The following is a 25,833-nucleotide window of genomic DNA, read 5'->3' as shown; positions in this document are numbered from 1 at the left end:
CGCAGCGCCTTGCAGCCCCGCACGCCGTTGCACAGGGCACGTGCGCAGCGTGACAGGCCTGTTAAACTTCGCCCTTTTTTTGAGGAGCCGATGATGGACCCGCGCAGTGAAGTGTTACTCCGGCAGGCCGATTTGTTTCAGGGCTCCTTGTTGCTGGCCGGCCTCCCCGCCGACGACTTGATGAGCACGCTGCCCAATGCACGCGGCTGGAGCTGGCACGCTGGCGACTTCGACACCCTCGGTTCGCGGTTTCCCGAGCGTGTGCACTTCGGCACCGAAGCACCCACCGAACACTTTGAAGCGGCGGTGCTGTTTTTGCCCAAGGCCCGCGACCTCGCCGATTACCTCATCAACGCGCTCGCTTCCCGCCTGGCCGGACGTGAGCTGTTTCTTGTGGGTGAAAAACGCGGCGGCATCGAAGCCGCCGCCCGCCAGCTGAGCCCTTTCGGGCGAACCCGCAAACTCGACAGCGCGCGTCATTGCCAGCTCTGGCAAGTCACTGTCGAGACGCCTCCGCCAGCCGTTGAACTCGACAGCCTGGCTAAACGCTTCGACATTGAAATCGAAGGCGGCGCGTTGAAGGTGGTGAGTCTGCCAGGCGTGTTCAGTCACGGCCGTCTGGACCGTGGTTCGGCGCTGCTGCTGGAAAACATCGACCGCCTTCCCACCGGCCATCTGCTGGACTTCGGCTGTGGCGCGGGCGTTCTCGGTGCGGCGGTGAAACGCCGTTACCCCGAAACGACAGTGACGATGCTGGATGTCGACGCGTTCGCCACTGCCAGCAGCCGCATGACCCTGGCTGCCAATGGCCTCGAAGCCGACGTGCTGACGGGCAACGGAATCGACGCCGCGCCGAGCGATCTGGACGTGATTCTGACCAATCCGCCGTTCCACACCGGCGTGCATACCGACTACGCCGCGACCGAGAACCTGCTGAAAAAAGCACGTGAACATCTGAGAAAAGGCGGCGAATTACGTTTGGTTGCCAACAGTTTCCTGCGCTATCAGCCGATCATCGAGTCGCATCTCGGGCCGTGCGCGATCATGGCCGAGGGCCAGGGTTTCCGGATTTACCGTGCGAAACGTGCGTGATAATTAGCACTTGCCGAACACGAGACGTGTAGGCAGAATCCGCACCGTCCTAGGGGAGTAGTCTCCCACGAGCGCCATGCTCGTCCGGCACGCATCAACATACTTGGTCCTCAGACCATGGTGCGTGCGACCCCAGATCCGCTCAGACGGATCGGTGGTTTGACAAGACCTATGACACGAACATCCTGACCCGGGGCGGGGAGGTTGTACGTGTCATAGCCGTGTTGACCCGCCCCTTAGGAAAACCCTGATGCTGGAATCCCTGTTGGTCCCCACCGCTGTCGTCGCACTGGCTGAAATCGGTGACAAGACCCAACTCCTCGCGCTCGTTCTCGCCGCCCGCTTCCGCAAGCCCTGGCCCATCATTGCCGGGATTGTCGCCGCCACGCTGGCCAACCACGCCGCAGCCGGCGCCGTTGGCGCATGGTTCAGCAGCTACCTTTCGGACGCCGTCCTGCACTGGATACTGGCTGCCAGCTTTACCGCCACGGCGCTGTGGACGCTGGTTCCGGACAAGCTGGACGATGATGAAGCCAGTACCAGTCGCAAGTTCGGCCCCTTCCTGACCACGCTGATCGCATTTTTCATCGCGGAAATCGGCGACAAGACGCAGATCGCGACCGTCATGCTGGCGGCGCAATACCCAAGCTTGTGGCTGGTAATCCTGGGCACGACGCTGGGCATGTTGCTGGCCAATGTGCCGGTGGTGCTGGCGGGGAATTTCGCCGCGGAGAAACTGCCACTGACGTTGATTCGTCGCCTGGCGGCGGGTGCGTTTTTCATTCTGGCGATCGTTGCGGTGTACAAGGCGATGCAGATCAGCGGCTGGGTGTAGTCACAAACCCCATGCCTTTGTAGGAGTGAGCTTGCTCGCGATGCTCTTCAATCGTTCCGCAGATACGCGGCGACTATTCGATGATCGCGAGCAAGCTCACTCCTACAGCGTTTCATGCACCAACCCGCTCCGAAAAACGGCGCGCCAGCTCACCTATCGGGATCAGGCGATGATCAGCCCTTCGGTGCCTGCTGATACAACGGCATCACTTTCGGGATCGCCGCCTGCAACGAGGCGATGCGGTTGGACGAGGCCGGGTGGGTGCTCATGAATTCAGGCTGCGACGCGCCGCCTTGGGCTTCCATCTTCTGCCACAGCGTGATCGCGGCGTTCGGGTTGTAACCGGCGCGCGCCGCGAGCTCGAGGCCCAGCAAGTCCGCTTCGTTTTCATTGGCGCGGCTGTTCGGCAGCGTCAGGCTGTAATCGACCACGGTATCGGCCAACGCCAGACTGTCCTGGCCCAAACCCAACAGTGCACCGGCGCCCTGCTTCGCCATCTGCACACCGTAGGCCTTGGACATGGCTTCACGGCCGTGTTCACGCAAAGCGTGGGCGATTTCGTGGCCCATGACCGCTGCCAGTTCATCATCGCTGAGCTTCAGCGTATTGATAAGGCCGCTGTACACAATGATCTTGCCGCCGGGACCGCAGTTGGCGTTCAGCTCATCGCTTTTGATCAGGTTCACGTCCCACTGCCACTGCGCCGCGTCGGGCCGCAATTTCGGCGCCTGAGCAATCAGTCGCTTGGCGATGGCCTGAACACGCTTGCCCTCGGCGCTGCTGTTGTCGAGCACGCCTTTGGATGACGCTTCGCTGACCGTCTGCTGATACGACTGGGCGTACATCTTGTTGACTTCGTCAGTCGACAGCATGCTGAACATGTATTGCTTGCGCTCGACACCCACCGAATCGCCGGTGGTGGTATTGACCGCCTGACACCCGGCCATCAACAAAGCTGCCGTCACACCACAAAGAGCAAAAATCCCGCGCATTTCGTATCTCCTTCGAAACAATCGCGCCATCCTAGGCAATACCCGGGCTGAGCACCAGATGCCAGCCGTCTGCCAGGCGAAAAGGCGCAGGAAAACGCGTCTGTGTAACAGGGAAGAAATAACGGGATCGCGGTTTATACCGCAAGAGACAGTGCTACAGCGGCGTCAGGCATTCCGGCGCGTTGAGCTTCGGATCATTCACCAGATTGGCCAGCGGCCGTTCGCGCAGTTGCGTCTGCGGGGCGGCGAGCAATGATTGCAACGTGATCAGCGGGCAGTCCGGATCAAGCCAGGCGCGTTGCCCTTCATCGTCGAGAATCAACGGTCGACGCTGGGTCATGGCCGACTGCGTGACCACCGCAACGCTCAGGTAGGTGTGGCCTTCTACGGGATAGGCTTCCCAGATCGCCGCGAAATACAGCGTCGACCCTTCGGCCGGCGTCAGCCAGAACGGCCGCTTGCGAACGCTGCCACGCCATTCATAAAAACCGTTGGCCGGCAGCAGACAGCGTCGCTCCCGAAAAGCCTGCTTGAACATCGGCTGCTCGGCCACGGTTTCAGCGCGGGCATGGGCCGGCGTGCGGGACATGTCGGTCAGCCAGGGCGGCGTCAGCCCCCAACGTGCCCGCGCCACTTCGCGTCCGCGCTCCGCACCCTCCTCGACCTCGCCCCCCGCCCGGACCATCAGGACAGTCGCAGCAGGAGAAATATTCCACTGCGCTTGCTGATCGCTCGGAAATCCGGGCAAGGCCGCAAAGGCAGGCGACCAACGAAACAGCGCATAACGTCCACACATGGGTTCAGCACAACTCTTTTGAAAAGCGAATGAGGCGCGCGCGAACCGGATTCAGCACAGCAACACATCGGGGTAGCTGTCCGGCTCGTCGCCGGGCAGCGGAAAGGCGGCATTGTACTCGGTGATCAACTGCCGCGCCCGCTCGGTCTGGTCGTCATCGACCGTCAGGCCCAGCAACCCGAACGCCGGCAGATCCCCAACGGCACCCAGCAGGTGCCGACCGGTGATGTGGGACTCGATGCCTTCACTGGCAAGCATGGCCTGCAACAGCTCGCCTTCCATCAGGTGTTCAGGCTCATAAATCTTGCGCATCACTCGTTCTCGCTGCGGACGTCCAGCGTCCACGTTTCCCCATCGGTCTGCAGACTGAAGTTGATCGGCCGGCAGCAGACGGGGCAATCCTCAATGTAGGTCTGATCGCCGCCGGACAAATCCAGCACCGCCTCCACCCGTTCGCCGCAATAAGGGCAGTCATAATCCTGTATTTCCTGCATACCAGTCTCCGGGCCCAGTTTTGCGTATAATCGCCCACTTGTTTGCGGGTCGAGCTTTATTCCTCAGCATCCGGGCATCAGCCTGAGTCGACACTTTTAGCGAAGCCGCCTTGTTGCGCGGCCGCCGCCCAGGCATCACGCCTGCGGTGTCGTGACTCGCTGCTGCACCGGACTCGACCTTCTTTACCTTAGCCGTTTCCGACAAGAGAGCATGATGGGCGAATTCGATGCCATCCGACCGTACGACGACAGCGAAGTAAAAGCCGTGCTTGATCGGCTGCTGGGCGACAAAGCACTCCTCGCGATCCTCACGCATTTCCGATTTCCGCGCCTGGCCGGCTCCCTCGGCTGGATTCTGCAACCGGCCATCGCGCGCAAGCTGCGTCGCCAGTTCGCCGGCATCGACACCGTCGCGGCCCTGCAGGACAAGGTCGAGCATTACGTCGATCACACCATCGAACGCGCCACTGACGGTGTGACCTACACCGGCGTTGAGCAGTTCAAGTCTGGGGTGGCGTACCTGTTTCTGGCCAACCACCGCGACATCGTGATGGACCCGGCTTTCGTCAACTATGCGGTTTACCACGCGGGCCTGCCAACGCCGCGCATTGCCATTGGCGACAACCTCCTGCAGAAGCCTTTCGTCAGCGACCTGATGCGCCTGAACAAAAGCTTCATCGTGCACCGCTCGATCATCGGCCGTCGCGAGAAGATGGCGGCCTACCAGTTGCTGTCGGCGTACATCAATCACTCCATTCGCAATGATTGCCAGTCGATCTGGATCGCCCAGGCGGAAGGCCGCGCCAAAGACGGCGATGACCGCACCGAATCGGCCATCCTCAAGATGTTCCACATGAGCCGCAAGGACGAGCCGTTTCGCGAGGTCATTCAGTCATTGAACCTGACGCCGGTGTCGATCAGCTATGAATACGACCCGTGCGATCACGCCAAGGCGCGAGAGCTGTATATCCGCGCCACTACCGGCAGTTACACCAAAGTGCCAGGCGAGGACGACGTCAGCATCGCACTGGGGATCACCGGCTACAAAGGCCGCGTGCACGTGAACTTTGCCCCGCCGATCACCGAACTGTTCGAGGACACCAAGCTACTGGCCATCGAGATGGACCGGCAGATCCTCGGCGGCTATCGACTGTTCCCGGTCCACTACCTGGCGTACGCGCAGTGGGCCGACGCCGAGCCGGCGCTGAAGGTGCCGAAGGCCGCTGACGTGTTTCCGGCGGACGAGCTGGACCGCGCCGAAGACGAATGGCAGCGCCGCCTCAATGGCTGCCCTGCCGAGCATCGTCCGTTTCTGATTCAGCAATATGCGATGCCGGTCCGCAACCAGTACAGAGTGAAGGCCGGGTTGCCGCTTTAAGCCCCCTTCCCTCCCCCGAATAAACGGCGCCCTCAAGGCGCCGTTTTTCGTTGTGCGCCTCCGTTGCCTTGGCGATATCAGCCTTCACAAATGTGTCACCGCTGACACACTCAAGCGTAAGACTTGCTCGCTAAGGTCGTCGCCTATCCAAACGAGTGAAGGCGTACGCTATGCGATCCAGCAAACCGGTTGCCCATGTCATGGTGTCTTCCCTGGTACTTTCAGTGCTCGCCGTGTCGGTTCAGGCAGCGAGCCGTTCGGGTGACAACACCATCAACGGTGTCGACCTGCTGTCCGGATTCAACACCCTGTGGACGACCGGCGCTACGTGGGACACGGGCACGCCGACCGCCCTGGGTCAGAGTCTGCTGAGGCGCAACCTGCAAATCGTGGTCGACCGTGCCAACACTCGGACACTCGCCCAGGAAACAGCCGCCTACTTCGATGACCGCCGAGACCAGAGCTACAGCGCCATCAGCGGCCTGGGCTCGTTGAGCGCTGCGTACAAGGCAGGTGCCGGCGCCTTCACGACCATCACTCAGTTCGACGACAGCAACAAAACCGTGAAGTACGACGACAAAGGCAATGGCGCAGGCAGTTCGTCTTCGGCGCTGGGCAAAGTCGTCGATCTGGTCGGCGCTGTACGCAACGACGCCTCGACCACGCCGGCCAAATCCCACTATTTGTATCCGCGACCATGGCGGCAGAGTCTGGACGGCCAAAGTCTGGCTTTTGTGGTTGCGCCCTCCCTTCGCCCGGCAGAAAGCACCACGCCGGCCAGCGACTCAGGTTTCCCCAGCGGTCATACCAACGCTGCCTACCTGTCTTCATACGCACTGGCGTACGCCATTCCCGAGCGTTTCAGCGAGTTGATGCTGCGCGCCTCGGAAATTGGCGACAACCGCATCGAAGCCGGCATGCATTCGCCGTTCGACGTGATGGGTGGGCGCATCACCGCAACCTATTTCGCCATCGACAACCTCTCCAACCCGGCCAACGCCCAACTGCGCGCCGATGCTCGCGCACAGGCACTGAGCTATTTCACGGCGCAGTGCGGCGGTGACGTCAACAATTGCATGGCCGCCATAGACCCGGCGACCGATCGCACGTCTCAACACGCTCAAGACAAGGCGCTGTTCACCTCGCGCATGACCTATGGCTTCGATCCGGTGGGCCCTACCAACCTGGCCGCCGTGGTGCCGACCAACGCCGAAGTGTTGCTGGAAACCCGCTTCCCGTACCTGGACGCCAGTCAGCGCCGCGAGATACTGGCGACCACCGAGATTTCGTCCGGCTATGCGGTGATTGATCAGTCAGGTGGCTACGGCCGTCTGAACCTGTACGCAGCCGGCGACGGTTATGCGGCGTTCAATTCCAACGTGACGGTCAACATGAACGCCAGCCTCGGCGGCTATAACGCCGTTGATGCCTGGCGCAACGACATCAGCGGCAGCGGCGCGCTGATCAAGAACGGCAGCGGTAATCTGATACTGACCGGCAACAACAGTTACTCGGGCGGCACGGTGATCAACGGTGGCGTGCTGACCGGCCATGCCAAGGCGTTCGGTAGCGGAACGATCACCGACAACGCGACGCTGGTCGTCGATCAGTCAACCAACGACACCCTCGCCAACACCCTCACGGGCAACGGTGCGTTAATCAAACGTGGCATTGGCTCGCTGAACCTCACGGGCAACAACAGCCTGTCCGGCGCCACGACGGTGCAAGCGGGTCGGCTGGCGGTCAATGGCAACCTGGGCAACTCCATCGTCAGCGTGCAGCAAGGCGCAACGCTGGGTGGCAACGGCACCGTTGGCGGCATCAATGTCGCCCAGGGCGGCGTAGTTGCACCGGGTAACTCGGTCGGGCAACTGAACGTCAACGGCGACGTCAACCTTGCTCAGGGCTCGGTCTACCAGGTCGAATCGGACGCCAACGGCAATGCCGATCGTATCGTCGCCAGCGGCCGCGCGACGCTCAACAACAGTACGCTTTCGCTGGTTGAAGGCGGCAACTGGCTGGCCGCAAGCCGTTACTCGATTCTCTCGGCAGCCGGTGGCGTCACTGGTGCGTTTGCCAGCGTGCAAACCAACTACGCCTTCCTCACCCCGACGCTGAACTACACGGCGACCGATGTCGGGCTGACGCTGGATCGTAACGCACAAACCTTCGCCAGCCTGGCGACGACCCGCAATGCCAGAGCCGTTGCTCAAGGGCTGGACAGCGCCGGGGCAGGCAACGCGCTCTGGCGTCAGGTGGTGCAGGACGACGCGTCGACCGCGCAGGCCACGTTCAAGGCGCTGTCCAACGAGCTGCATGCGTCGACCCAGTCCGCGCTGATCGAAGACAGCCGATTGGTGCGCAACGCGGTGAACGATCGCTTGCAGCAAGCGCAGTCGGCACCGGCACTGGGCAGCACGACACAGACCCTCGCAGGAGATGATTCCCGTGGCGTGGTGTGGACTCAAGCCATCGGCGCGACCGGCAAAACCGACAGCAAGGGTGATGTGTCGGGCCTCGACACGCACACCAGCGGCGTGCTGTTCGGCGCTGACGTGCCGCTCGACGAGACCTGGCGCGTGGGTGCGCTGGCCGGTTTCAGCAACAGCAGCTTCGACCTGCGCCATGCCTCCGGCTCCACTGACAGCGACAACTACCATCTGGGCGTCTATGCGGGCGCCAAGTGGGGCCAACTGGGCCTGCGCCTCGGCGCGGTCCGCACCTGGCACGAGCTGACGGCCAAGCGCACGCTGGACTTGCCGGGTGCTTCCGAGCGTTTCAAGGAAGATTACAACGCGGCGACCAATCAGGTATTTGGCGAACTGGGTTACGCCATCGAGCTGGGCAACGCGCAGCTTGAACCCTTCGCCAATCTCGCCCATGTGCGACTGGACACGGACTCCTTCGATGAGAACAGCAACGCGATCAGGCTGGAGAACAAGTCTCAGGACAATAACATCACCTTCAGCACCCTCGGCCTGCGTGCTGCCACTCGCTTGAACGCTGGCAGCGTCGCGATCAAACCCAACGCGACACTGGGCTGGCGTCGGGCCTACGGCGACGTGACGCCAGAGAGCCGCGCGGCCTTCAGCGGCGGCGACACCTTCGAACTCTCCGGCGCGCCGATCGCTCGCAACGCTGCAGTGTTGGGCGCGGGTGTCGATCTGGGCTTGAGCGACACACTGAGTGTCGGGCTGAGTTACAACGGACAGGTGAGCAGCGATGCGTCGGATCAGACGTTGAATGCGCGGGTGACGCTGGCTTTCTAAGCGATCACAGCTTCGTGCTCACCCACGACAGCAACAGCGCGAACGCCAGGCAGGCGGTGCCGAACCGGTAGCTAAGACGGATCATGCGGAGGGTGGGTACATCCATCAGGTGCATGGGCTCGTCGATCGGGGCTTGTTCGGTGAGGTGGTGCAGGTGGGCCATCTCCCGCTGTTCGCGGGTGCGCGTGGTCTGCAGCAGCCAGATGCCGGGGCCGGCGGCAAGCAATGCGCAGAGGTTGATGGCGAGACCGGGGGCGTGATGGATAAGCGACATGGTGCCTCGATGGCGCCGCATTGAAGGCGCCGCAGACTCTGTTTGGACCTGCCGCTCACACTAGTCGCTGTCACCTTAACGTCACCTGAACCGGGCACTGTGTGGGACCTTAAACCGACCCACTGCCACGGAGAGCGTCATGCTGCACGCCCACAACCAGGACCGCCTTTACCTCATCAACCCCAGCGACGAACAGGAAGCATTGATCGACGCACTGGCGTTCAACGTCCAGGACAGGCACTGGCTGGTGTATTGCGCGCTTGGCGGACATGCCCACAACGATCTGCCGGAAGTGGATCAGCAGACCGGTTTCAGTTTTCTGGATTTCTATCAGGCGGCTTGAGCCCCCTGAGCCTGAAGTCCCGACTGCCCCCCGCCGAATAAAAAGAGCCCCGGTTTCTCGCGAAACCGGGGCTTTTGTTTATCAGAATCAGGCGTTGAGCTTATTGGCCGAGGGTGCGGCCGATCGTCTGATCCTGGAACAGGCGAGTCAGGGCGTCGCTGAGTACGTCGCTGATCAGCTTGGTGTTGGTCTCTTCGTTTGGCGCCATGCCGAAGCGTTGATCCATCGAGGCCGCATAACGGCCGCTGTAGTTACGACCGCCATTCTGAACGTCAGCGCGGAACGTGGAGCTGATGTTGGCTTCAGTGACGTACAGGCCTTCTTTCGGCGACTGATACTTCAGGTCGGCCAGGGTGACGGTCAACTGCGGACCACTGCCGCTCGGCACGGGCGTGAAACCCAGCAACCGCACGCCAGCTTCAGCCTGAGCCTGCAACTTTGGCAGCAACTGCTGACCGTTGACGGTGATCGAACTGGTTTCCGGGTACAGGCCACCACGGGTGCCCAGTTGCTGCGACTGACGGCCGTCAACCACGCGCACGACCACTTGCTGGCCGTGACCAACCGGTGCCAGTTGAGCGTTCAGCTTGGGTTCCGGGGTGAGGGATTGCGGGCTGTGGGCACAGCCCGCCAGGGTCAGACTGCCAGCGGCAAGCAAACCGAACAGAACGCGACGCAACATGCTCATTTCTCCATGGGCCAAGGCACAAAATGTGCCGCAGTATAGCGACCTCCCAAGGCCGCTCACTAGGGTAAACATACGACAAAGTGCCATCGCGCCGGTTCCGGCCAGACGGGAATGCTCTACCGGGTCGAAATAAACACAATTGCGCAATCGCAACGTCACAGCGGTGTCATGCCTGCCGGCCATACTTTTTTCAACTCTCCAGCAAGGAGTCCTGCCATGGACTTTCTTTGGTCGTTGTTCTCGCTGCGTCGCCGTCATCGTCACTATGCTCGTCTGGACACCCACGGCACCTGCCTGGCGTTCAAGCACTGCGCAGAAACCCCTTGCGGCCAGGGCTGGGTCGAAGTCCACGAAGCAAACCTGTGCTGGCTTCAGCGCCCGCTCCCTGCCAGTGCGCGCGTGACTTCCCGGTCACGTTCGATTACCGCCCGGCATATGCTCAGCATCTGACCGAAAGGCGAATAAAAGTCATTTTTCCTGGATCATTTCTGCCCGTTTCATCGCTATAATCTTCCCCCGATTATAAGGACGTCTCCTGATCGGGCCTCGCAGCATCGTCGATAGACACTATCGACTCCTCCGTCCCGCCCACAGAGAGCCTTCCACACAGACATGTGCAGCCCGATGTGGCCGCGGCGCAGACGCCGGATCGTCGATTAATCCGAACGTCCTGCACCAGTCCTTGCCTCACATCGCGTATGAACCTGATCTGCCAGAGCTGCCATCGCGCAGCCCTTTTTGAGGTTCGCGTCTCCAAAAGAGCGTGAAAAAAACGGGTTTTCACAACTTCACAAGAGTGTGGCAAGCAAATGAATAGTTTCGCGTTTGTAAATGCACCGTTAGCGTCTGACCCAGCCCCCTTGCAAAGGACCGACCGCAACGCAGTCTCCGTCAAAAGAGCCTGAAGCCTGTCCACTACGGATTTGGTTGCACAACCGGACGCCTTGACGATAGTCGAATGGCTGCACGGGCCGAAAAATGCGTTCATGCTTGCTTTATAAAAGCATCAACCAGGCTCGTTCAGTGGCGTCCGCTGAAGATGCAAAAAATTGCGAAGAATCGGACATGGCGATCCCGGCCAGGTTGAACGAGGCACTGCGCGAACACCGCGCCGCCCGAACCTGGCGACTGACCACGGGAACACATGCCGTCAATTTGGTGCTGCAGATTTTGGAGACGCGTTAATGGCGTATAACGAAGCAGTCGACGTAGTGCTGGTCGGGGCAGGCATCATGAGTGCCACCCTCGCAGTGCTGCTCAAAGAGCTGGACCCGAACCTCAAGGTTGAAGTCGTCGAGCTGATGGATTCCGGTGCTGCCGAGAGTTCCAACCCCTGGAACAACGCGGGCACCGGCCACGCCGGGCTGTGCGAGCTGAACTACACGCCGGAAGCGGCGGATGGCTCGATCGATACCAAAAAAGCGATTCATATCAACACCCAGTTCGAGGTCTCGAAACAGTTCTGGGCCTACCTGGCCCGCAAAGGCACATTCGGCTCTTCGCGCTCGTTCATCACGCCGGTTCCGCACCTGAGCTTCGTGCAGGGCGAAAAAGGCATGGCGTACCTGAAAAAGCGTTACGAAGCGCTGCGTCCCCACCACGCCTTCTCCTCCATGGAATACACCGAAGACAAAGCCAGACTGGCCGAGTGGATGCCGCTGATGATGCCCGGCCGTCCTGCCGATGAGCCCATCGCAGCGACCCGGGTCATGCACGGCACCGACGTCAACTTCGGCAACCTGACCAACATGTTGCTCAAGCATCTGGCCAGCGCACCCGATGCGCAGGTCAAGTACTGCAAACGCGTCACCGATCTGAGCCGCAAGGGCGACGGCTGGACCGTCACCATCAAGGACGTGAACAGCGGCAGCACCCGCGACATCGACGCCAAATTCGTGTTCCTCGGCGCGGGCGGTGCAGCACTGCCATTGCTGCAGATGTCCGGCATCGAGGAAGGCAAGGGTTTCGGCGGTTTCCCGGTGAGCGGCCAGTGGCTGCGTTGCGACAACCCTGAAGTGGTCAAACGCCATCAGGCCAAGGTGTACAGCCAAGCGGCGGTGGGTTCGCCGCCGATGTCGGTGCCGCACCTGGATACCCGCGTTGTGGACGGCAAGAAGTCTTTGCTGTTCGGCCCTTACGCCGGCTTCACCACCAAGTTCCTCAAGCACGGTTCGCTCATGGACCTGCCGCTGTCGATCCGCGCGGCCAACATCGCGCCGATGCTGGCGGTCGCGCGCGACAACATGGACCTGACCAAGTACCTGATCAGCGAAGTGCGGCAGTCGATGGAGCAGCGGCTTGATGCACTGCGCCGTTTCTATCCGGAAGCCAAAGCCGAAGACTGGCGTCTGGAAGTCGCCGGTCAGCGCGTACAGATCATCAAGAAAGACCCGAAAAAAGGCGGCGTCTTGCAGTTCGGTACCGAACTGGTGTCGGCGAAGGATGGTTCCCTTGCCGCGTTGCTGGGCGCCTCGCCGGGCGCCTCGGTGACCGTTTCGATCATGCTGGATCTGATCGAGCGTTGCTTCCCGGACAAGGCCCGCACCGAATGGGCCGCCAAGTTGAACGAGATCTTCCCGGCTCGCGAAAAGGCACTGGAAACCGACGCGCAGCTTTACCAGCGCGTCAGTGCTCAGAGCGACGCCAGTCTGGATCTGGTGCAGAACAGCGAAGCGGCGACTTTCGCCTGACAGCCGGCCTGCTTCAATAAAGCTGCAAAAGAAAAACCCCGCCATCAGGCGGGGTTTTCTTTTTGGCATTAAGCGGGATCAGCTCTAACCGCAAAGCGGCTCTGTAGCAGAGCGCAGCATCAACATCACTTCATCACGAATCTCACGGAGTACGCCTGCATCGAGTTCGTGCCTTTGGTCACCGAAGCGATGCATTCCGCCGGGACTTTCCCGATCGACCTGCCCGTTGCGGACTTCTCCGGTGCCGGCGAGATCGAAACCCAACTGAAGGTCACTGAATGGGCTGCGGTGAACTCGCAGATTTTGCCTTCGCCGCTCACGCGGAAAGTTGCAGAATCATTGCGCGGGTTCTTCAGCGGGACCGACACAGCTGCGGTGGGTGCGTCAGCGGCAAAGCCGTAGCCGGTGTAATCGGTATTGGCCGGCGCCCAACTGGCCGATACCAGCGCGAGGTCGACGCCTGACTGATTCCACATTTCGATGTTGAGCTGGATTTTACTTGGATACGCCGCTTGAGCGGATACTGCCGCGGCCATCATTGCAATTGCGGCGATGGCGCGAGTGAAGCAAGTCAGTCGATTTTTCATTGCATGAATTCCCTTTCGATCATTAAAGCGAGCGTCCTGCTCGCGTTCCTGTGAGCGTTGTCACAGGGCTGAGTATGATTCAGCGCGTCGATTTCGGTAGTCGCAAACGCCGAAGGATACGGTAGGAAGGGTCTTTCGATTATGTAGTGGCAGCGCAGGAGCAGCGACTTGGTTAATGACGGGAGGGGAGCATCGGGCGCCGAAGGATGGCGCCCGGGAATTATGCGATTCAGCCTCTCGCCGTCTCGATCAGGTCGATGTATTCCTCGGCGTTGCGTTGATCCTTGATCAGCGTAACGAAGTCATTACCGTGCTCGTCTTTGCCGTCGAGGTCGTAACCGGCTTCCTTGAAGAACGTCAGAAACCGCCCGAAGTCATCGACGCGAAGGCCACGGTAGGCCTTGATCAGCTTGTGCAGCGAAGGCGAAGTGGCGTCGACCGGCTCGAAATCCAGGAACAGCTTGATCTGGGCGTCGCCGATTTCATCGCCAATCACCTGCTTCTTATCTTTACGCATTGCTGACTCCAACTGACTTGCGGGACATTTCTCGGGCGGGCAGTTTACCCCCCGCCCGGTCGCGGGCTCAACGCGCGCGTAAGCTGCCGGTGTGCAGGTCGGCCCAGACATGACCGTTGGCATAGCTGAGGAACTGGCAGTAGACCTTTTCGTTACGCAGCAAATCCATGAGCACGCGGTACTGCGTCGCCGGGTAATACAGCGTCAGCGTACGCGAAGGCTGGTCATAGGTCGGTTTCTTCAGGCTTTTGCTTTCGCCGTCGAAGTGGATCAGCACCTCGGTGACTGTGGCGCCCTTGTTCATGGGCTTGCCTTTGAGGCGCAGGATCAGCGGCGAGGTGACCGGGATCGGCTGCTGATTCGACTGGCGCTGACTGCCCACCACCACCGAATACTCGGTGATCTGCAGCAATTGCTGCTGCTCGGGTTCGCCCTCGCGCACGGACAGCTCGTCCGGCGGCAGGTACTGCGCATGCATGGGTTCGGCGAGTGCGGGGAGAGGCAGCGTCAACAGCAACATCAACGCAGCGGTACTTCGAAACGATAACGGCATGGGCGCCTCCCGAAAAATGGGGGCACTCTAGCATGTGGCGCCCGGCAGCATCTTTAGGAGCGCGCTTGCCCGCCAACGCGGTGGGTCAGGCTGCATCGATGGCGACTGAACGAATGCTTTCGCGGGCAAGCGCGCTCCTACAATAGATCTCGGGTATTACCCAAGATCTTCGTCAGACGCAGGCGCTGTAGAGCAGCATGCTGCGTCGTGTTACATGCCTTTGACGGCGTAGATCCCGGCAGCATTGCGCCAGTAGCCTTTGTAATCCATGCCATAGCCGAAGATGTAGCGGTCGATGCACGGCAGGCCGACAAAATCGGCTTTCAGGTCAGGACGCGCTTTGCGGTCGTGGTCCTTGTCGATCAGCACCGCGGTGTGAACAGCACGCGCACCGGCATGTTTGCAGAAGTCGATGATCGCGCCGAGGGTGTGACCTTCGTCGAGGATGTCGTCAATGATCAGCACATCGCGGTCAATGAACGAGACTTCAGGCTTGGCTTTCCAGAACAGGTCACCGCCGCTGGTTTCGTTGCGATAGCGGGTGGCGTGCAGGTAGGACGCTTCCAACGGAAAATTCAGATGAGTGAGCAGCTTGCCGGCGAAGATCAGGCCGCCGTTCATCACGCAAAATACCACCGGGTTACGGTCGGCCAGCACGCCATTGATTTGCTCGCCGACGCGGGCGATGGAGGCTTCGACTTCGGCCTCGTTGTAAAGGCAGTCAGCCTCGCGCATGACTTGACGGATATGCTCGAGATCAGCGGACATGACGCTCTCCAAGGGGGCTGTGTAAGGAAAAGCGGGCAAAGGTACGCATCCGCCGACATCAGGGCAAGTGTTTCTGGACTAACGTTGCACTGCCGTCCCAGAAATGTCGGCGCTCGAACCTAACCGTCAGGACAAGCTACAGCTGAATAGATTAATCTAAGCCGTTTTTTTTGCCCGCCCGCTGGAGCCTTTCCCCTATGCCCATTCGTGAGATCCGCCATCCGCTGATCCGCCACAAGCTCGGCCTGATGCGCCGTGCCGATATCAGCACCAAGAACTTTCGTGAACTGGCTCAGGAAGTCGGCGCGCTGCTGACGTATGAAGCGACCAAGGATCTGCCGCTGGAAACCTACGACATTCAGGGCTGGGCCGGCACGGTTCAGGTCGAGAAGATCGCCGGCAAGAAGATCACCGTGGTGCCCATCCTGCGGGCCGGCATCGGCATGCTTGAAGGCGTGCTCAGCCTGATACCGGGCGCCAAGGTCAGTGCCGTGGGCGTCGCGCGCAACGAGGAAACCCTCGAAGCCCACACATACCTGGAAAAACTCGCCCCAGAGATCGACCAGCGCCTGGCACTGATCATCGATCCGATGCTCGCCACCGGTTCCTCCATGGTTGCCACCATCGACCTGCTGAAAAAAGCCGGTTGCCGTGACATTCGCGCCATGGTCCTGGTGGCCGCGCCGGAAGGCATCGCCGCGGTCGAGAAAGCCCACCCGGACGTCAACATCTACACCGCGTCCATCGATCAGCAACTGAATGAACACGGCTACATCATTCCGGGCCTGGGCGATGCCGGTGACAAGATTTTCGGCACCAAGCAGAAGGAAGCCTGATGAAGCCGGATGAGTTCAACGATCCACTCTGGCGCACGATTTTGTCGGGTGCGCAGATGCTGTTCGTGGCATTCGGCGCGCTGGTACTGATGCCGCTTATCACTGGACTGGACCCCAACGTGGCACTGTTCACGGCAGGCCTGGGCACCCTGTGCTTCCAGGTGGTGACAGGTCGTCAGGTGCCGGTCTTCCTCGCGTCGAGCTTTGCGTTCATTACCCCGATCATTCTCGCCAAGGGCCAGTTCGGCCTTGCGGCGACCATGGGCGGCGTCATGGCAGCGGGCTTCGTCTACACCTTCCTTGGCCTGGCCGTGAAGATCAAAGGCACCGGTTTCATCGACCGCCTGCTGCCGCCGGTGGTGATCGGCCCAGTGATCATTTCCATTGGTCTGGCGATGGCACCCATTGCCGCCAACATGGCAATGGGCCGGACAGGTGACGGCGCCGCAGAGCTGATCCCGTACAACACCGCCATCATCATTTCGATGGCGGCGCTGCTGACGACCTTGATCGTTGCGGTATTCGGCAAAGGCATCTTCCGCCTGGTCCCGATCATCTCGGGCGTGCTGGTAGGTTTTGCGCTGTCGTTCTATTTCGGCGTGGTCGATGTGGCGAAGATTGCCGCCGCGCCCTGGCTGGCCTTGCCGCACTTCACGGCACCGGAATTCAACTGGCAGGCGATCCTGTTCATCGTACCGGTGGCGCTGGCCCCGGCCATCGAGCACATCGGTGGCGTGATTGCGGTGGGCAGTGTCACGGGCCGTGATTATCTGAAGAAGCCCGGCCTGCATCGCACGTTGCTGGGTGACGGCATCGCGACAACCGTGGCCGGCGCTTTCGGTGGCCCGCCCAACACCACCTATGCCGAAGTCACCGGCGCGGTGATGCTGACCAAAAACTACAACCCGAAAATCATGACCTGGGCGGCGGTTTTCGCCATTACCCTGGCCTTCATCGGCAAGTTCGGCGCGTTGCTGCAGAGCATTCCGGTGCCGGTCATGGGCGGTATTCTGTGCCTGCTGTTTGGCTCGATCGCGGCGGTGGGCATGAACACGCTGATTCGCCACAAGGTCGATCTGGCCGAAGCACGCAATCTAGTGATCGTGTCCGTCACGTTGGTGTTCGGCATTGGCGGCGTGCTGATCGGCACCGGCAACGGCCCTGATGATTTCGGTATGAAAGGCATCGCGCTCTGCGCCGTGACCGCGATCGTGCTGAACCTGATCCTGCCGGGAAATGACGCGTGGAAGAACAAGCATCTGGATGATCAGTTGCCGTAGTTCTAAAGCGTTATGAAAAGGGGGCATCACTCACGTGACGCCCCCTTTTTTGTCTGCTCGATTATGTAGGAGTGAGCTTGATCACGGAGGCGGCGCATCAGCCTCACCAATGGCGACTGGACGGACGTCTTCGCCAGCAAGCCGGCTCCTTGTGGATCTTGCTCACACCTGAGACAGTCGGCGCATGCCCAATCTGTAGGAGTGAGCTTGCTCGCGAACGCGGTTTCCACGTCACATCGACGGCGACTGAACAGAAGCCTTCGCGGGCAAGCGCGCTCCTACAGTGGATCTTGCTCACACCTGAGACAGTCGGCGCATGCCCAATCTGTAGGAGTGAGCTTGCTCGCGAACGCGGTTTCCACGTCACATCGACGGCGACTGAACACACGCCTTCGCGGGCAAGCGCGCTCCTACAGTAGATTTTGCCAACACCTGAGCTCGCGTTATTACAACGCCATCGCCGGTGCCTTTTCGCACAGTGTGTTCAGCGCCTTCGCCCAGTTCGGGTCGTCGTTCAGACACGGAATCAGCACCAGCTCCTCGCCCCCCGCTTCCCTGAACTGCTCGGCACCGCGATCACCGATCTCTTCGAGCGTCTCGATGCAGTCCGCGACAAACGCCGGGCACATGACCAGCAGCTTCTTGACGCCTTGAGCCGCCAGCTCGGCCAGGTGCGGTTCGGTGTAGGGTTCGATCCACTTGGCGCGGCCAAGACGCGACTGAAACGACACCGACCACTTGCCATCGGGAATTCCCATCAGCTTGGCGAACTCTACCGCTGAACGCATGCACTGCGCGCGGTAGCAGACGGCGAGCACCTCAGGCGACGCCGTTTCACAGCAGTTGCCGCTCTTGAAACAGTGATTGCCGGTCGGGTCGAGCTTGGTGAGATGCCGCTCGGGCAGGCCATGAAAACTCAGCAACAGATGATCGTAATCCTGCTGCAAATGCGGCCGCACGCTCGCCACCAGGGAGTCGAGGTATTCCTGCTGATTGAAGAACGGCTTCAACAGCGAGAAGTCGAAATTCAGCTTCTTGGCACTGACAACGCGTTTGGCTTCTTCAATCACCGTGGTCACGGTGCTGTCGGCAAACTGCGGATACAGCGGCGCCAGGGTGACCTTTTTGATGCCCTGGGCTGCCAGTCGCGTGAGCACGGTTTCGATCGAGGGCTCGCCGTAACGCATCGCCAGCTCAACCGGCCCGTGCTTCCACTCCTTGACCATGGCCTGCTGAAGTCGCTTGCTCAGTACCACCAGCGGCGAACCCTCTTCCCACCAGATCGAGGCATAGGCATGGGCCGACTGCTCCGGGCGCTTGATCAGAATCAGCGAGACGATCAGGCGACGCACTGGCCACGGCACGTCAATAACATAAGGGTCCATCAAAAACTGATTGAGGTAACGGCGCACGTCAGCCACCGACGTGGACGCCGGTGAGCCCAGGTTAACCATCAATAAAGCGTGATCGGTCATGCAACACCTTGATGTCAGTGGCGGCCCAGAAGGTTTTCCAGTGCCGCGCGCAGATCAGTGAATCGGAAAGTGAAACCCGCCTCTTGCAGACGGTCTGGCCGGGCACGTTGACCGCCCAGCAGCAAAATCGACAGTTCGCCCAGCAACAACCGAAGCGCGACAGCCGGCATTGGCATGAATGACGGGCGATGCAACACGGACGCAAGGGTCTTGGCGAAATCCCGGTTGCGGACCGGTGCTGGCGCGCAGGCATTATATGGACCACGTGCGTCATCCCGGTTCATCAGAAAATCAATCAGGGCGATTTGATCCTCGATATGAACCCACGGCATCCACTGGCGTCCGTTGCCGATCGGTCCGCCCATGCCCATCTTGAACGGCGGCAACAGGCGTTGCAGCATGCCGCCTTCGTCAGCCAACACCAGACCAGTGCGCACCAGCACCACGCGAATCCCCAACGTTTCAGCACGCTGCGCGGTCTCTTCCCAGGCAATGCACAGGCGACTGGCGAAATCTTCACTGACCGGTTGCGCGTTTTCGTCGAGTTCGCGCTCGCCGCCGTCGCCGTACCAGCCCACCGCCGAGCCGGAAATCAACACGTCGGGTTTCTGCTCACGGCGCTCAAGCCAGGTGACCAACTGCTCGGTCAGAGTGATGCGACTGTCCCACAGCAATATTTTGCGTTTGCGCGTCCAGGGGCGGTCGGCAATGGGTGCGCCGGCCAGATTGACCACCGCATCGACGTGCTGGCTGCCTACGTCATCGAAATGTGCAATCCCTCGAACGTTGGCGCCGCACAGCCGCGCCACTTCCTCGGGTTTACGACTCAAGACCGTCAGTTCATGGCCCTGCGCGAGCCAGTGTTTACACAAACGACGCCCTATCAAGCCTGTACCGCCGGTCAGCAAGATGTGCATGACTGAGTTCCTTACGTGGCGCTCATCGCAATTGCGGAGTCTATTTCTTCACAAGCCATAAGCTCGTGCGCGGAATGATCACTCAACTTTAGGTCAAGTTACGGCGCCCCACTCCACCGCTGTTCTTTAGGACAGCACGATCGTGCAGTTGAACGATTGAAGCAACGCGTCAGACTTGTCGGCGAGCCCTTGAAAAGGTCGCGTCCTGCCTATGCAGGGCGACAACTTATACCGAAAAACGGCATTGTACAGCTTTTGCCTGAGGCGTAGTCTGTGCAGACAAGGTAACGAGGCCCCTATGACTGTCCCCATCGCAATCATCGGTACCGGCATCGCCGGACTCTCCGCCGCCCAGGCGCTGCAAGCCGCCGGGCATAGCATTCACCTTTTCGACAAGAGCCGCGGCAGTGGCGGCCGGATGTCCAGCAAACGCAGCGATGCCGGCGCACTGGACATGGGTGCCCAGTATTTCACGGCCCGTGACCGCCGCTTCGCCGCCGCCGTACAGCAATGGCAGGCCGAGGGCCATGTGGCCGAATGGAAGCCGCTGCTCTACAACTATCATGGCGGAACACTCAGCCTGTCCCCCGACGAGCAAGTGCGCTGGGTCGGCGCGCCGCGGATGAGTGCGATCACCCGGGCCATGCTCGGCGACATGCCCGTGACCTTTTCCTGCCGCATCACTGAAGTCTTTCGCGGCGAACGACACTGGAATCTACTGGACGCCGACGGCCAAAGCCACGGCCCGTTCAGTCAGGTGGTGATCGCCATCCCCGCGCCTCAGGCCACTACGTTGCTGGCCGACGCACCAAAACTGGCGAGCGTCGTTGCTGGCGTGAAAATGGAGCCGACCTGGGCCGTCGCGCTGGCTTTCGACAGCCCGCTGGACACGCCACTCGAAGGCTGCTTCGTGCAAGACAGCTCCATCGACTGGCTGGCCCGCAATCGCAGCAAGCCCGGGCGCGACAGTCAGATGGACACCTGGATTTTGCACGCCACCAGCGCCTGGAGCCGTCAACATGTCGACATGCCAAAGGAAGAAGTCATCGATCAGTTGCACGGCGCATTTGCCGAGCTGATGAATTGCGCGATACCGGCCCCGGCGTTCACCCTCGCCCATCGCTGGCTGTACGCAAGACCTGCTGGCGGGCGCGAAGTCGGCGCGTTGTCTGATGCGGATCTGGGCCTGTACGTCTGCGGCGACTGGTGCCTGTCGGGCCGAGTCGAGGGCGCATGGCTGAGTGGTCAGGAAGCCGCACGGCGTTTACTGGAACACCTCAAATGAATCGTCTCAACCCGCGCAAGTTGCTGCTGTCGAAATGGACGGCAGCGTCCCCTCAAAACCGTGAAAAGCACTTTCTGGTCACTGAGCTGTTCTGTGATGAAGAAGGCACGGTGCTGGAGATTGAACTGCAAGCCGTGATGACCAAGCGGAGTCAGAAGCTGGCCTGGCAGACATTGCAGAATGACCAAGCCTGGCAAATGGGCTGGAAGTAGGCACCACCAAATCGTCACGCTACCCGTCAAATGCGGCTAAATCCGCGCATCTTGTCGTTTCACTTCCCGATCCTGTACAAATTATTTGACTTGCACTGCGACAAACCTATGATGGGCAAATGTTGTACAGAGAAACTCATCTGTATAAGAAGTTCATCGAGGGTTTGTCATGTCTGCTGTACTCGATCATTCATCAGAGCAAGCTTCCAAACCCAAGCTGGGCGTCAGCGCCTGTCTGATGGGCGTGGAGGTCAGGTTCAATGGCGGGCACAAGGAATCCCACCTTTTGACCCGAGCCCTCACCGAATATTTCGATTTCGTGCCCGCGTGCCCCGAAGTCGCCATCGGCATGGGCATCCCTCGCGAAGCCATCCGTTTGGTGGGTGACCCGGATCATCCTCAGGCGGTCGGCAGTGTCCACCACGCCATGAACGTGACCGAGCAGCTGGCTGATTACGGCGAACACATGGCCACCGAGATGAGCGACATCTGCGGCTATATCTTCATGCAGAAATCGCCGTCGTGTGGCCTGGAGCGCGTCAAGGTTTACCGTGATAACGGCGTGCCGTTCGAGACAGGTGGACGCGGCATTTATGCCCAGGCGTTCTGCGCGCGTCATCCTGATCTGCCGGTCGAAGAAGACGGCCGTTTGAACGACCCGGTGCTGCGGGAAAACTTCATCACCCGTGTGTTTGCTTATGCCGCCTGGCAGACGCTGCTGAAAAGCGGCATTACCCGTCGTGCGCTCACCGAGTTTCACGCTCGCTATAAATACCAACTGATGGCCAATGATCCTGTCCAGTACAAGACGCTGGGCAATCTGCTGGGGACCATGGGCCGAAATGACCCGGCCGAAATCGCCCCGCGCTATTTCAGTCAGTTGATGAGCGCGCTGAAGAAACCGGCCACCCGGCGCACCCACACCAACGTGTTGCAGCATCTGTGCGGCTATCTGCGGCAGACACTCACTGCGTCCGACAAGAAAGAAATCCAGGGCGTCATCAATCAGTACCACCAAGGCATCGTGCCGCTGGTTGTGCCGTTGACGCTGCTCAAACACCATTTCCGCCGACACCCCGATCCGTACATTGCGCTGCAGGTCTATCTGCAGCCTCATCCGGAAAACCTCAGTCTTCGCAACGCGATTTGACCATGACCCCCAACGAGCAAGAACCGCCGGAAGGCGACCCGCAAGACCCCGCGAGTGCCTTTGAAAACGGCTGGCTGCCAATTCGCGAAATCGCCCGCCTGACCGGCGTAAACGCTGTAACCCTGCGTGCGTGGGAACGCCGCTACGGCCTCATCGTTCCGCACCGAACGCCCAAGGGCCACCGGCTCTATAGTCACGAGCATGTGGACCGTGTGCTGACCATCCTCACGTGGCTGAACCGCGGCGTGTCGGTCAGTCAGGTCAAGCAGTTGATCGACGATCAGCAGGCGCCAGCGCCGAGTGTCGAGAACGACTGGGACATTCTTCGCCAGACCCTTCAGGACGCCATCGGCGCCCTGGCCGAGCGACGTCTCGATGATTCGCTCAACCGCGCGATGTCGCTGTATCCGCCGCGCACGCTCTGCGAACAACTGTTACTCCCGCTGCTGGCGTCACTTGAGCAGCGCTGGCAGGGCCAGTTCGGCGCGCAGTTGGAGCGGGTGTTTTTCTACTCGTGGCTGCGCAGCAAGTTCGGCGCGCGGCTGTACCACAACAATCGTCAGGTCAGTGGCGCGCCCCTTCTGCTGGTCAACCAGTCCGATCTGCCGCTCGAACCGCACTTGTGGCTGACCGCGTGGCTGCTCAGTAGCGCCGATTGCCCGGTGGAAGTGTTCGACTGGCCTTTGCCGGCCGGCGAACTCGCCCTGGCCTGCGAATACCTCAAGCCGCGCGCGGTGTTGTTGTACTCCAGCAAATCACTGAACGTCGGCCAGTTGCCTCGCCTGCTGCACAAAATCGAGTGTCCGAAGCTGATCGTCGGTCCCGCGGTGCGCATTCATTCCACGGAATTATCCGCAGCCGAGGGTGAAGTCTCCGGCCTCTCTCTTGCGGAAGACCCTTTGACCGCCCAGGCCGCTTTGCAGCGGCTGGGGCTTATCTAAGGAATAACTATGCAATTGATATGGCTGCGCAGCGATCTGCGTGTGCACGACAACACCGCGCTGAGCGCTGCCATGGAGCAGGGCCCGACTCTTGCCGTGTACATGATCAGCCCGGGCCAGTGGCAGAGCCACGATGATGCCCCGTGCAAAGTCGATTTCTGGCTGCGTAACCTCAGCGAGCTGCGCAAGGCGCTTGAAGCGCTGAACGTGCCGCTGCTGATTGTCCATGCAGACACGTGGGCGCAGGCTCCCAAGGCGATACTGGAGTTGTGTCAGCAACACGGGATCGAAGGCGTTCACGTCAACGACGAGTACGGCATCAACGAGACCCGGCGAGATCGTGAAGTGGAGGAGGCACTCGACGGCGCCGGCATTGTGTTTCGCCGCCACCTCGACCAGCTGTTTTTTCAGCCGGGCAGCGTGCTGACCAAAAGCGGGGGTTACTTCAAGGTTTTCACACAATTCCGCAAGGTCTGTTACGCCCGCTTGCATTACTCGATGCCGGCGCTGGTTGCACTGCCCAAGCCGCAACAGAAGCTGTCCATCAAAAGCGATGTCGTTCCGGATGCGGTCAAGGGTTTCGCCGCGCCGACCGAGGCCCAGCGCGCGCTCTGGCCTGCAGGTGAAGATGAGGCGCGTGACCGCCTGCACAACTTCACCGACGAGCAAGTGCATTATTACGATCAAGAGCGCGACTTTCCTGCCAAGCCAGGCACCAGCCAGCTGTCTGCGTACCTGGCGGCCGGCGTGATTTCGCCCCGCCAGTGCCTGCATTCGGCGCTGCGCAGCAACAATGGCGAGTTTGAAACCGGTAATCCGGGTTCAGTGACGTGGATCAACGAGCTGCTCTGGCGTGAGTTCTACAAGCATGTGCTGGTGGGCTTTCCCCGTGTGTCCCGTCATCGCGCCTTCCGCCCGGAAACCGAAGCGTTGAAATGGCGCCATTCGCCGAAGGATCTGGAAGCCTGGCAACAAGGTCGAACCGGTCTGCCGATTGTCGATGCAGCCATGCGCCAACTGCTTGAAACCGGCTGGATGCACAACCGCTTGCGGATGATTTCGGCCATGTTCCTGACCAAGAATCTGCTGATCGACTGGCGTGAAGGTGAACGCTACTTCATGCAGCACTTGATCGACGGCGATCTTGCGTCGAACAATGGCGGCTGGCAGTGGAGTTCATCAACCGGCACCGACGCGTCGCCTTACTTCCGGATCTTCAACCCGCAAAGTCAGTCGGAGCGCTTCGACCCTGAAGGTCGATTCATCAAGCATTGGGTGCCTGAACTGGCTGAGTTGAACAAGCGCGACATTCACAACCCCACTGCACTGGGCGGGCTGTTCAGCGTCGAAAGTTACCCCGCGCCTATCGTCGATTTGAAAGCCAGCCGCGAACGCGCGCTGCAAGCGTTCAAGTCGCTGCCACAGCGACAGGCCGAGACCCAGGAGATTGGGTGAGCATTGGTCACATCGGTTAGCGGTCTGCTGCGCGGTGATTTAAACTGCCGCCCATGACGACCGTTATCCCCTCGCTTCAACTCCCTGCCGAACCCGCTATCACGTGTTCAACTTGTGCGGCCTGCTGCTGCCAGCTGGAAGTCATGCTGATCACCGACACCGGCGTGCCCGAGCGTTACATCGACACCGATGACTGGGGCGGGGAAGTCATGCTGCGCCTGGACGATGGCTGGTGCGCGGCGCTGGATCGCGACACGATGATGTGCACGATCTACGACCGTCGGCCGTTGATTTGTAGAGAATTCGAAATGGGTGCACCGGAGTGTATTGCCGAACGAGAAGGGATTGCGACGGCGTATCTGTGATGACTGGTTTTTATGCGTCAGCCGCGTTGGCTGACACATCTGCGGCTGCTACGTTGCAATCGCGGTCAGGGCCGCGACTGCATTAACGCGATATAGCGATTAGAACGGCATCGTGTAGTGAATAGCGTAGCTTTCGATACCGTCGTTGTTGGTGGTCATGCCGCCGTTGGAGTAGTGAGTGGCGCGCAGGCCAACTTCATGTCCACCGGCAAAGCGCAGACCAAAACCCAAACGGTCTTCGAACTGGAACGCACTGCCCAACTTGTTGCCTTCCACTTCGGTACGCTGGAATACAGCGGCGCCGATGCCGGCCTCGATGTAAGGCTTGACGCTCTCACCCGAAAACTCATAGACGAATACCGGCGAGAACGACAGGCTGTTGTTGCTGGAGCTCTTGTCGCCTTCCCAGTATGTATAGGCGCCGCTCCAGTAACCCGTCAGGCGACCGACACCGGTTTGCCACCAGCTTTGATCCCAATCAAATTGCGCGCCCAGACGATAAGTCATCGTGGACTCGCCAGTGTGTCCTACGGACAACTCGACCCCATCAGCTTGAGCAATTGCGCTTTGCCCCAACAACGCAGCCGCAATCGCAGCCAAACAAAACAGTCGCTTCATCTGAAACATCCTATTTTCGAAAG

At 60.4% G+C, this 25,833-nt stretch carries 28 protein-coding genes and 1 riboswitch; of the genes, 15 read left to right on the top strand and 13 right to left on the bottom strand.

Translation table 11 applies throughout. The annotated features are described in order from the left end of the window. Positions 1-93: 93 nt before the first annotated feature. Positions 94-1,092 (top strand): methyltransferase, encoded by a 999-nt coding sequence (locus BMY98_RS02100; RefSeq protein WP_074884045.1) that lies wholly within the window; start codon positions 94-96, stop codon positions 1,090-1,092. 40 nt (positions 1,093-1,132) lie between these two features. Beyond that, positions 1,133-1,253: riboswitch (yybP-ykoY riboswitch) on the top strand. Between the two features lie 89 nt (positions 1,254-1,342). Continuing rightward, a complete protein-coding gene (locus tag BMY98_RS02095) occupies positions 1,343-1,927 on the top strand; it encodes a TMEM165/GDT1 family protein (protein ID WP_074884042.1) in 585 nt (194 codons plus the stop codon). A 173-nt stretch (positions 1,928-2,100) separates the two neighbouring features. Here BMY98_RS02095 and BMY98_RS02090 read toward each other — a convergent pair whose 3' ends face one another. From BMY98_RS02090 to BMY98_RS02075, 4 genes are all read right to left on the bottom strand, one after another. After that, positions 2,101-2,919 (bottom strand): M48 family metallopeptidase, encoded by an 819-nt coding sequence (locus BMY98_RS02090; RefSeq protein ID WP_074884040.1) that lies wholly within the window; start codon positions 2,917-2,919, stop codon positions 2,101-2,103. A 154-nt stretch (positions 2,920-3,073) separates the two neighbouring features. Continuing rightward, positions 3,074-3,715, bottom strand: a complete 642-nt coding sequence (locus BMY98_RS02085; protein WP_074884037.1) for an SOS response-associated peptidase — start codon at positions 3,713-3,715, stop codon at positions 3,074-3,076. A 51-nt stretch (positions 3,716-3,766) separates the two neighbouring features. Beyond that, positions 3,767-4,027, bottom strand: a complete 261-nt coding sequence (locus BMY98_RS02080) for a putative signal transducing protein (protein WP_074884034.1) — start codon at positions 4,025-4,027, stop codon at positions 3,767-3,769. Continuing rightward, complete coding sequence (locus BMY98_RS02075; RefSeq protein WP_074884032.1) at positions 4,027-4,209, bottom strand: CPXCG motif-containing cysteine-rich protein; 183 nt, start codon at positions 4,207-4,209, stop codon at positions 4,027-4,029. The genes BMY98_RS02080 and BMY98_RS02075 overlap by 1 nt, the downstream gene beginning before the upstream one ends. Before the next feature lie 214 nt (positions 4,210-4,423). Here BMY98_RS02075 and BMY98_RS02070 point away from each other — a divergent pair, with 214 nt between their 5' ends. Then, on the top strand, positions 4,424-5,587 hold the full coding sequence (locus tag BMY98_RS02070; protein WP_074884029.1) for a 1-acyl-sn-glycerol-3-phosphate acyltransferase: 1,164 nt from the start codon (positions 4,424-4,426) through the stop codon (positions 5,585-5,587). A 170-nt stretch (positions 5,588-5,757) separates the two neighbouring features. Continuing rightward, positions 5,758-8,856, top strand: a complete 3,099-nt coding sequence (locus BMY98_RS02065; RefSeq protein ID WP_074884027.1) for an autotransporter domain-containing protein — start codon at positions 5,758-5,760, stop codon at positions 8,854-8,856. Between the two features lie 4 nt (positions 8,857-8,860). Here BMY98_RS02065 and BMY98_RS02060 read toward each other — a convergent pair whose 3' ends face one another. Next, a complete protein-coding gene (locus BMY98_RS02060; RefSeq protein ID WP_108120630.1) occupies positions 8,861-9,130 on the bottom strand; it encodes a hypothetical protein in 270 nt (89 codons plus the stop codon). A 139-nt stretch (positions 9,131-9,269) separates the two neighbouring features. Here BMY98_RS02060 and BMY98_RS02055 point away from each other — a divergent pair, with 139 nt between their 5' ends. Next, positions 9,270-9,473, top strand: a complete 204-nt coding sequence (locus BMY98_RS02055) for a hypothetical protein (protein ID WP_074884021.1) — start codon at positions 9,270-9,272, stop codon at positions 9,471-9,473. A gap of 100 nt (positions 9,474-9,573) precedes the next feature. On the opposite strand, the gene BMY98_RS02050 is transcribed toward BMY98_RS02055, so the two are convergent. Next, on the bottom strand, positions 9,574-10,155 hold the full coding sequence (locus tag BMY98_RS02050; protein ID WP_074884018.1) for a YajG family lipoprotein: 582 nt from the start codon (positions 10,153-10,155) through the stop codon (positions 9,574-9,576). Between the two features lie 222 nt (positions 10,156-10,377). Here BMY98_RS02050 and BMY98_RS02045 point away from each other — a divergent pair, with 222 nt between their 5' ends. Both BMY98_RS02045 and mqo read left to right on the top strand, forming a co-directional pair. Next, positions 10,378-10,611, top strand: coding sequence for a hypothetical protein (locus BMY98_RS02045; protein WP_074884015.1), 234 nt, complete (start codon positions 10,378-10,380; stop codon positions 10,609-10,611). 734 nt (positions 10,612-11,345) lie between these two features. Then, positions 11,346-12,851: a malate dehydrogenase (quinone) gene (gene mqo / locus BMY98_RS02035; protein ID WP_074884008.1), complete on the top strand. Its 1,506-nt coding sequence runs from the start codon at positions 11,346-11,348 to the stop codon at positions 12,849-12,851. Positions 12,852-12,976: 125 nt separating this feature from the next. On the opposite strand, the gene BMY98_RS02030 is transcribed toward mqo, so the two are convergent. The 4 genes from BMY98_RS02030 to BMY98_RS02015 all read right to left on the bottom strand — a co-directional run bounded on the left by BMY98_RS02030 (position 12,977) and on the right by BMY98_RS02015 (position 15,276). Then, the gene (locus BMY98_RS02030; RefSeq protein ID WP_074884005.1) at positions 12,977-13,438 is read right to left on the bottom strand and encodes a hypothetical protein; all 462 of its coding nucleotides are present in this window, start codon (positions 13,436-13,438) and stop codon (positions 12,977-12,979) included. Between the two features lie 229 nt (positions 13,439-13,667). Beyond that, positions 13,668-13,955, bottom strand: a complete 288-nt coding sequence (locus BMY98_RS02025) for a PA4642 family protein (protein ID WP_074884001.1) — start codon at positions 13,953-13,955, stop codon at positions 13,668-13,670. A 67-nt stretch (positions 13,956-14,022) separates the two neighbouring features. Continuing rightward, entirely contained in the window at positions 14,023-14,508 is a 486-nt protein-coding gene (locus BMY98_RS02020; RefSeq protein WP_074883998.1) for a hypothetical protein, read from the bottom strand. Positions 14,509-14,718: 210 nt separating this feature from the next. Further along, complete coding sequence (locus BMY98_RS02015) at positions 14,719-15,276, bottom strand: hypoxanthine-guanine phosphoribosyltransferase (RefSeq protein WP_037018287.1); 558 nt, start codon at positions 15,274-15,276, stop codon at positions 14,719-14,721. A gap of 197 nt (positions 15,277-15,473) precedes the next feature. Here BMY98_RS02015 and upp point away from each other — a divergent pair, with 197 nt between their 5' ends. Then, positions 15,474-16,112 (top strand): uracil phosphoribosyltransferase, encoded by a 639-nt coding sequence (gene upp, locus BMY98_RS02010; RefSeq protein ID WP_074883995.1) that lies wholly within the window; start codon positions 15,474-15,476, stop codon positions 16,110-16,112. Then, a complete protein-coding gene (locus BMY98_RS02005) occupies positions 16,112-17,392 on the top strand; it encodes a uracil-xanthine permease family protein (protein WP_074883992.1) in 1,281 nt (426 codons plus the stop codon). The genes upp and BMY98_RS02005 overlap by 1 nt, the downstream gene beginning before the upstream one ends. A gap of 446 nt (positions 17,393-17,838) precedes the next feature. On the opposite strand, the gene hemH is transcribed toward BMY98_RS02005, so the two are convergent. Together hemH and BMY98_RS01995 are read right to left on the bottom strand one after the other, a co-directional pair. Then, complete coding sequence (hemH, locus tag BMY98_RS02000) at positions 17,839-18,867, bottom strand: ferrochelatase (RefSeq protein WP_074883990.1); 1,029 nt, start codon at positions 18,865-18,867, stop codon at positions 17,839-17,841. A gap of 14 nt (positions 18,868-18,881) precedes the next feature. Then, positions 18,882-19,784: a TIGR01777 family oxidoreductase gene (locus tag BMY98_RS01995; protein ID WP_074883987.1), complete on the bottom strand. Its 903-nt coding sequence runs from the start codon at positions 19,782-19,784 to the stop codon at positions 18,882-18,884. Between the two features lie 298 nt (positions 19,785-20,082). Here BMY98_RS01995 and BMY98_RS01990 point away from each other — a divergent pair, with 298 nt between their 5' ends. From BMY98_RS01990 to BMY98_RS01965, 6 genes are all read left to right on the top strand, one after another. Continuing rightward, positions 20,083-21,069, top strand: a complete 987-nt coding sequence (locus tag BMY98_RS01990) for an NAD(P)/FAD-dependent oxidoreductase (RefSeq protein ID WP_074883984.1) — start codon at positions 20,083-20,085, stop codon at positions 21,067-21,069. After that, positions 21,066-21,281 carry a TIGR02450 family Trp-rich protein gene (locus BMY98_RS01985; RefSeq protein WP_074883982.1) on the top strand — a complete coding sequence of 72 codons (216 nt, stop codon included), beginning with the start codon at positions 21,066-21,068 and terminating at the stop codon, positions 21,279-21,281. The genes BMY98_RS01990 and BMY98_RS01985 overlap by 4 nt, the downstream gene beginning before the upstream one ends. A 169-nt stretch (positions 21,282-21,450) precedes the next feature. Then, a complete protein-coding gene (locus tag BMY98_RS01980) occupies positions 21,451-22,431 on the top strand; it encodes a 2-thiouracil desulfurase family protein (RefSeq protein WP_074883978.1) in 981 nt (326 codons plus the stop codon). A gap of 2 nt (positions 22,432-22,433) precedes the next feature. Next, the gene (locus BMY98_RS01975; protein ID WP_083398691.1) at positions 22,434-23,372 is read left to right on the top strand and encodes a MerR family transcriptional regulator; all 939 of its coding nucleotides are present in this window, start codon (positions 22,434-22,436) and stop codon (positions 23,370-23,372) included. A gap of 9 nt (positions 23,373-23,381) precedes the next feature. Then, positions 23,382-24,827 carry a deoxyribodipyrimidine photo-lyase gene (phrB, locus tag BMY98_RS01970; protein ID WP_074883976.1) on the top strand — a complete coding sequence of 482 codons (1,446 nt, stop codon included), beginning with the start codon at positions 23,382-23,384 and terminating at the stop codon, positions 24,825-24,827. A gap of 53 nt (positions 24,828-24,880) precedes the next feature. Continuing rightward, positions 24,881-25,192, top strand: a complete 312-nt coding sequence (locus BMY98_RS01965) for a YkgJ family cysteine cluster protein (RefSeq protein WP_074883972.1) — start codon at positions 24,881-24,883, stop codon at positions 25,190-25,192. Positions 25,193-25,291: 99 nt separating this feature from the next. Here the strand turns inward: BMY98_RS01965 and BMY98_RS01960 are convergent, their stop codons facing one another. Beyond that, a complete protein-coding gene (locus BMY98_RS01960; RefSeq protein WP_074883968.1) occupies positions 25,292-25,810 on the bottom strand; it encodes an acyloxyacyl hydrolase in 519 nt (172 codons plus the stop codon). Positions 25,811-25,833: the final 23 nt, after the last annotated feature.

This window comes from Pseudomonas graminis (assembly GCF_900111735.1).
GTDB classification, from domain to species: Bacteria; Pseudomonadota; Gammaproteobacteria; order Pseudomonadales; family Pseudomonadaceae; genus Aquipseudomonas; species Aquipseudomonas graminis.
This window is presented reverse-complemented; position numbering and strand designations above follow the sequence as displayed.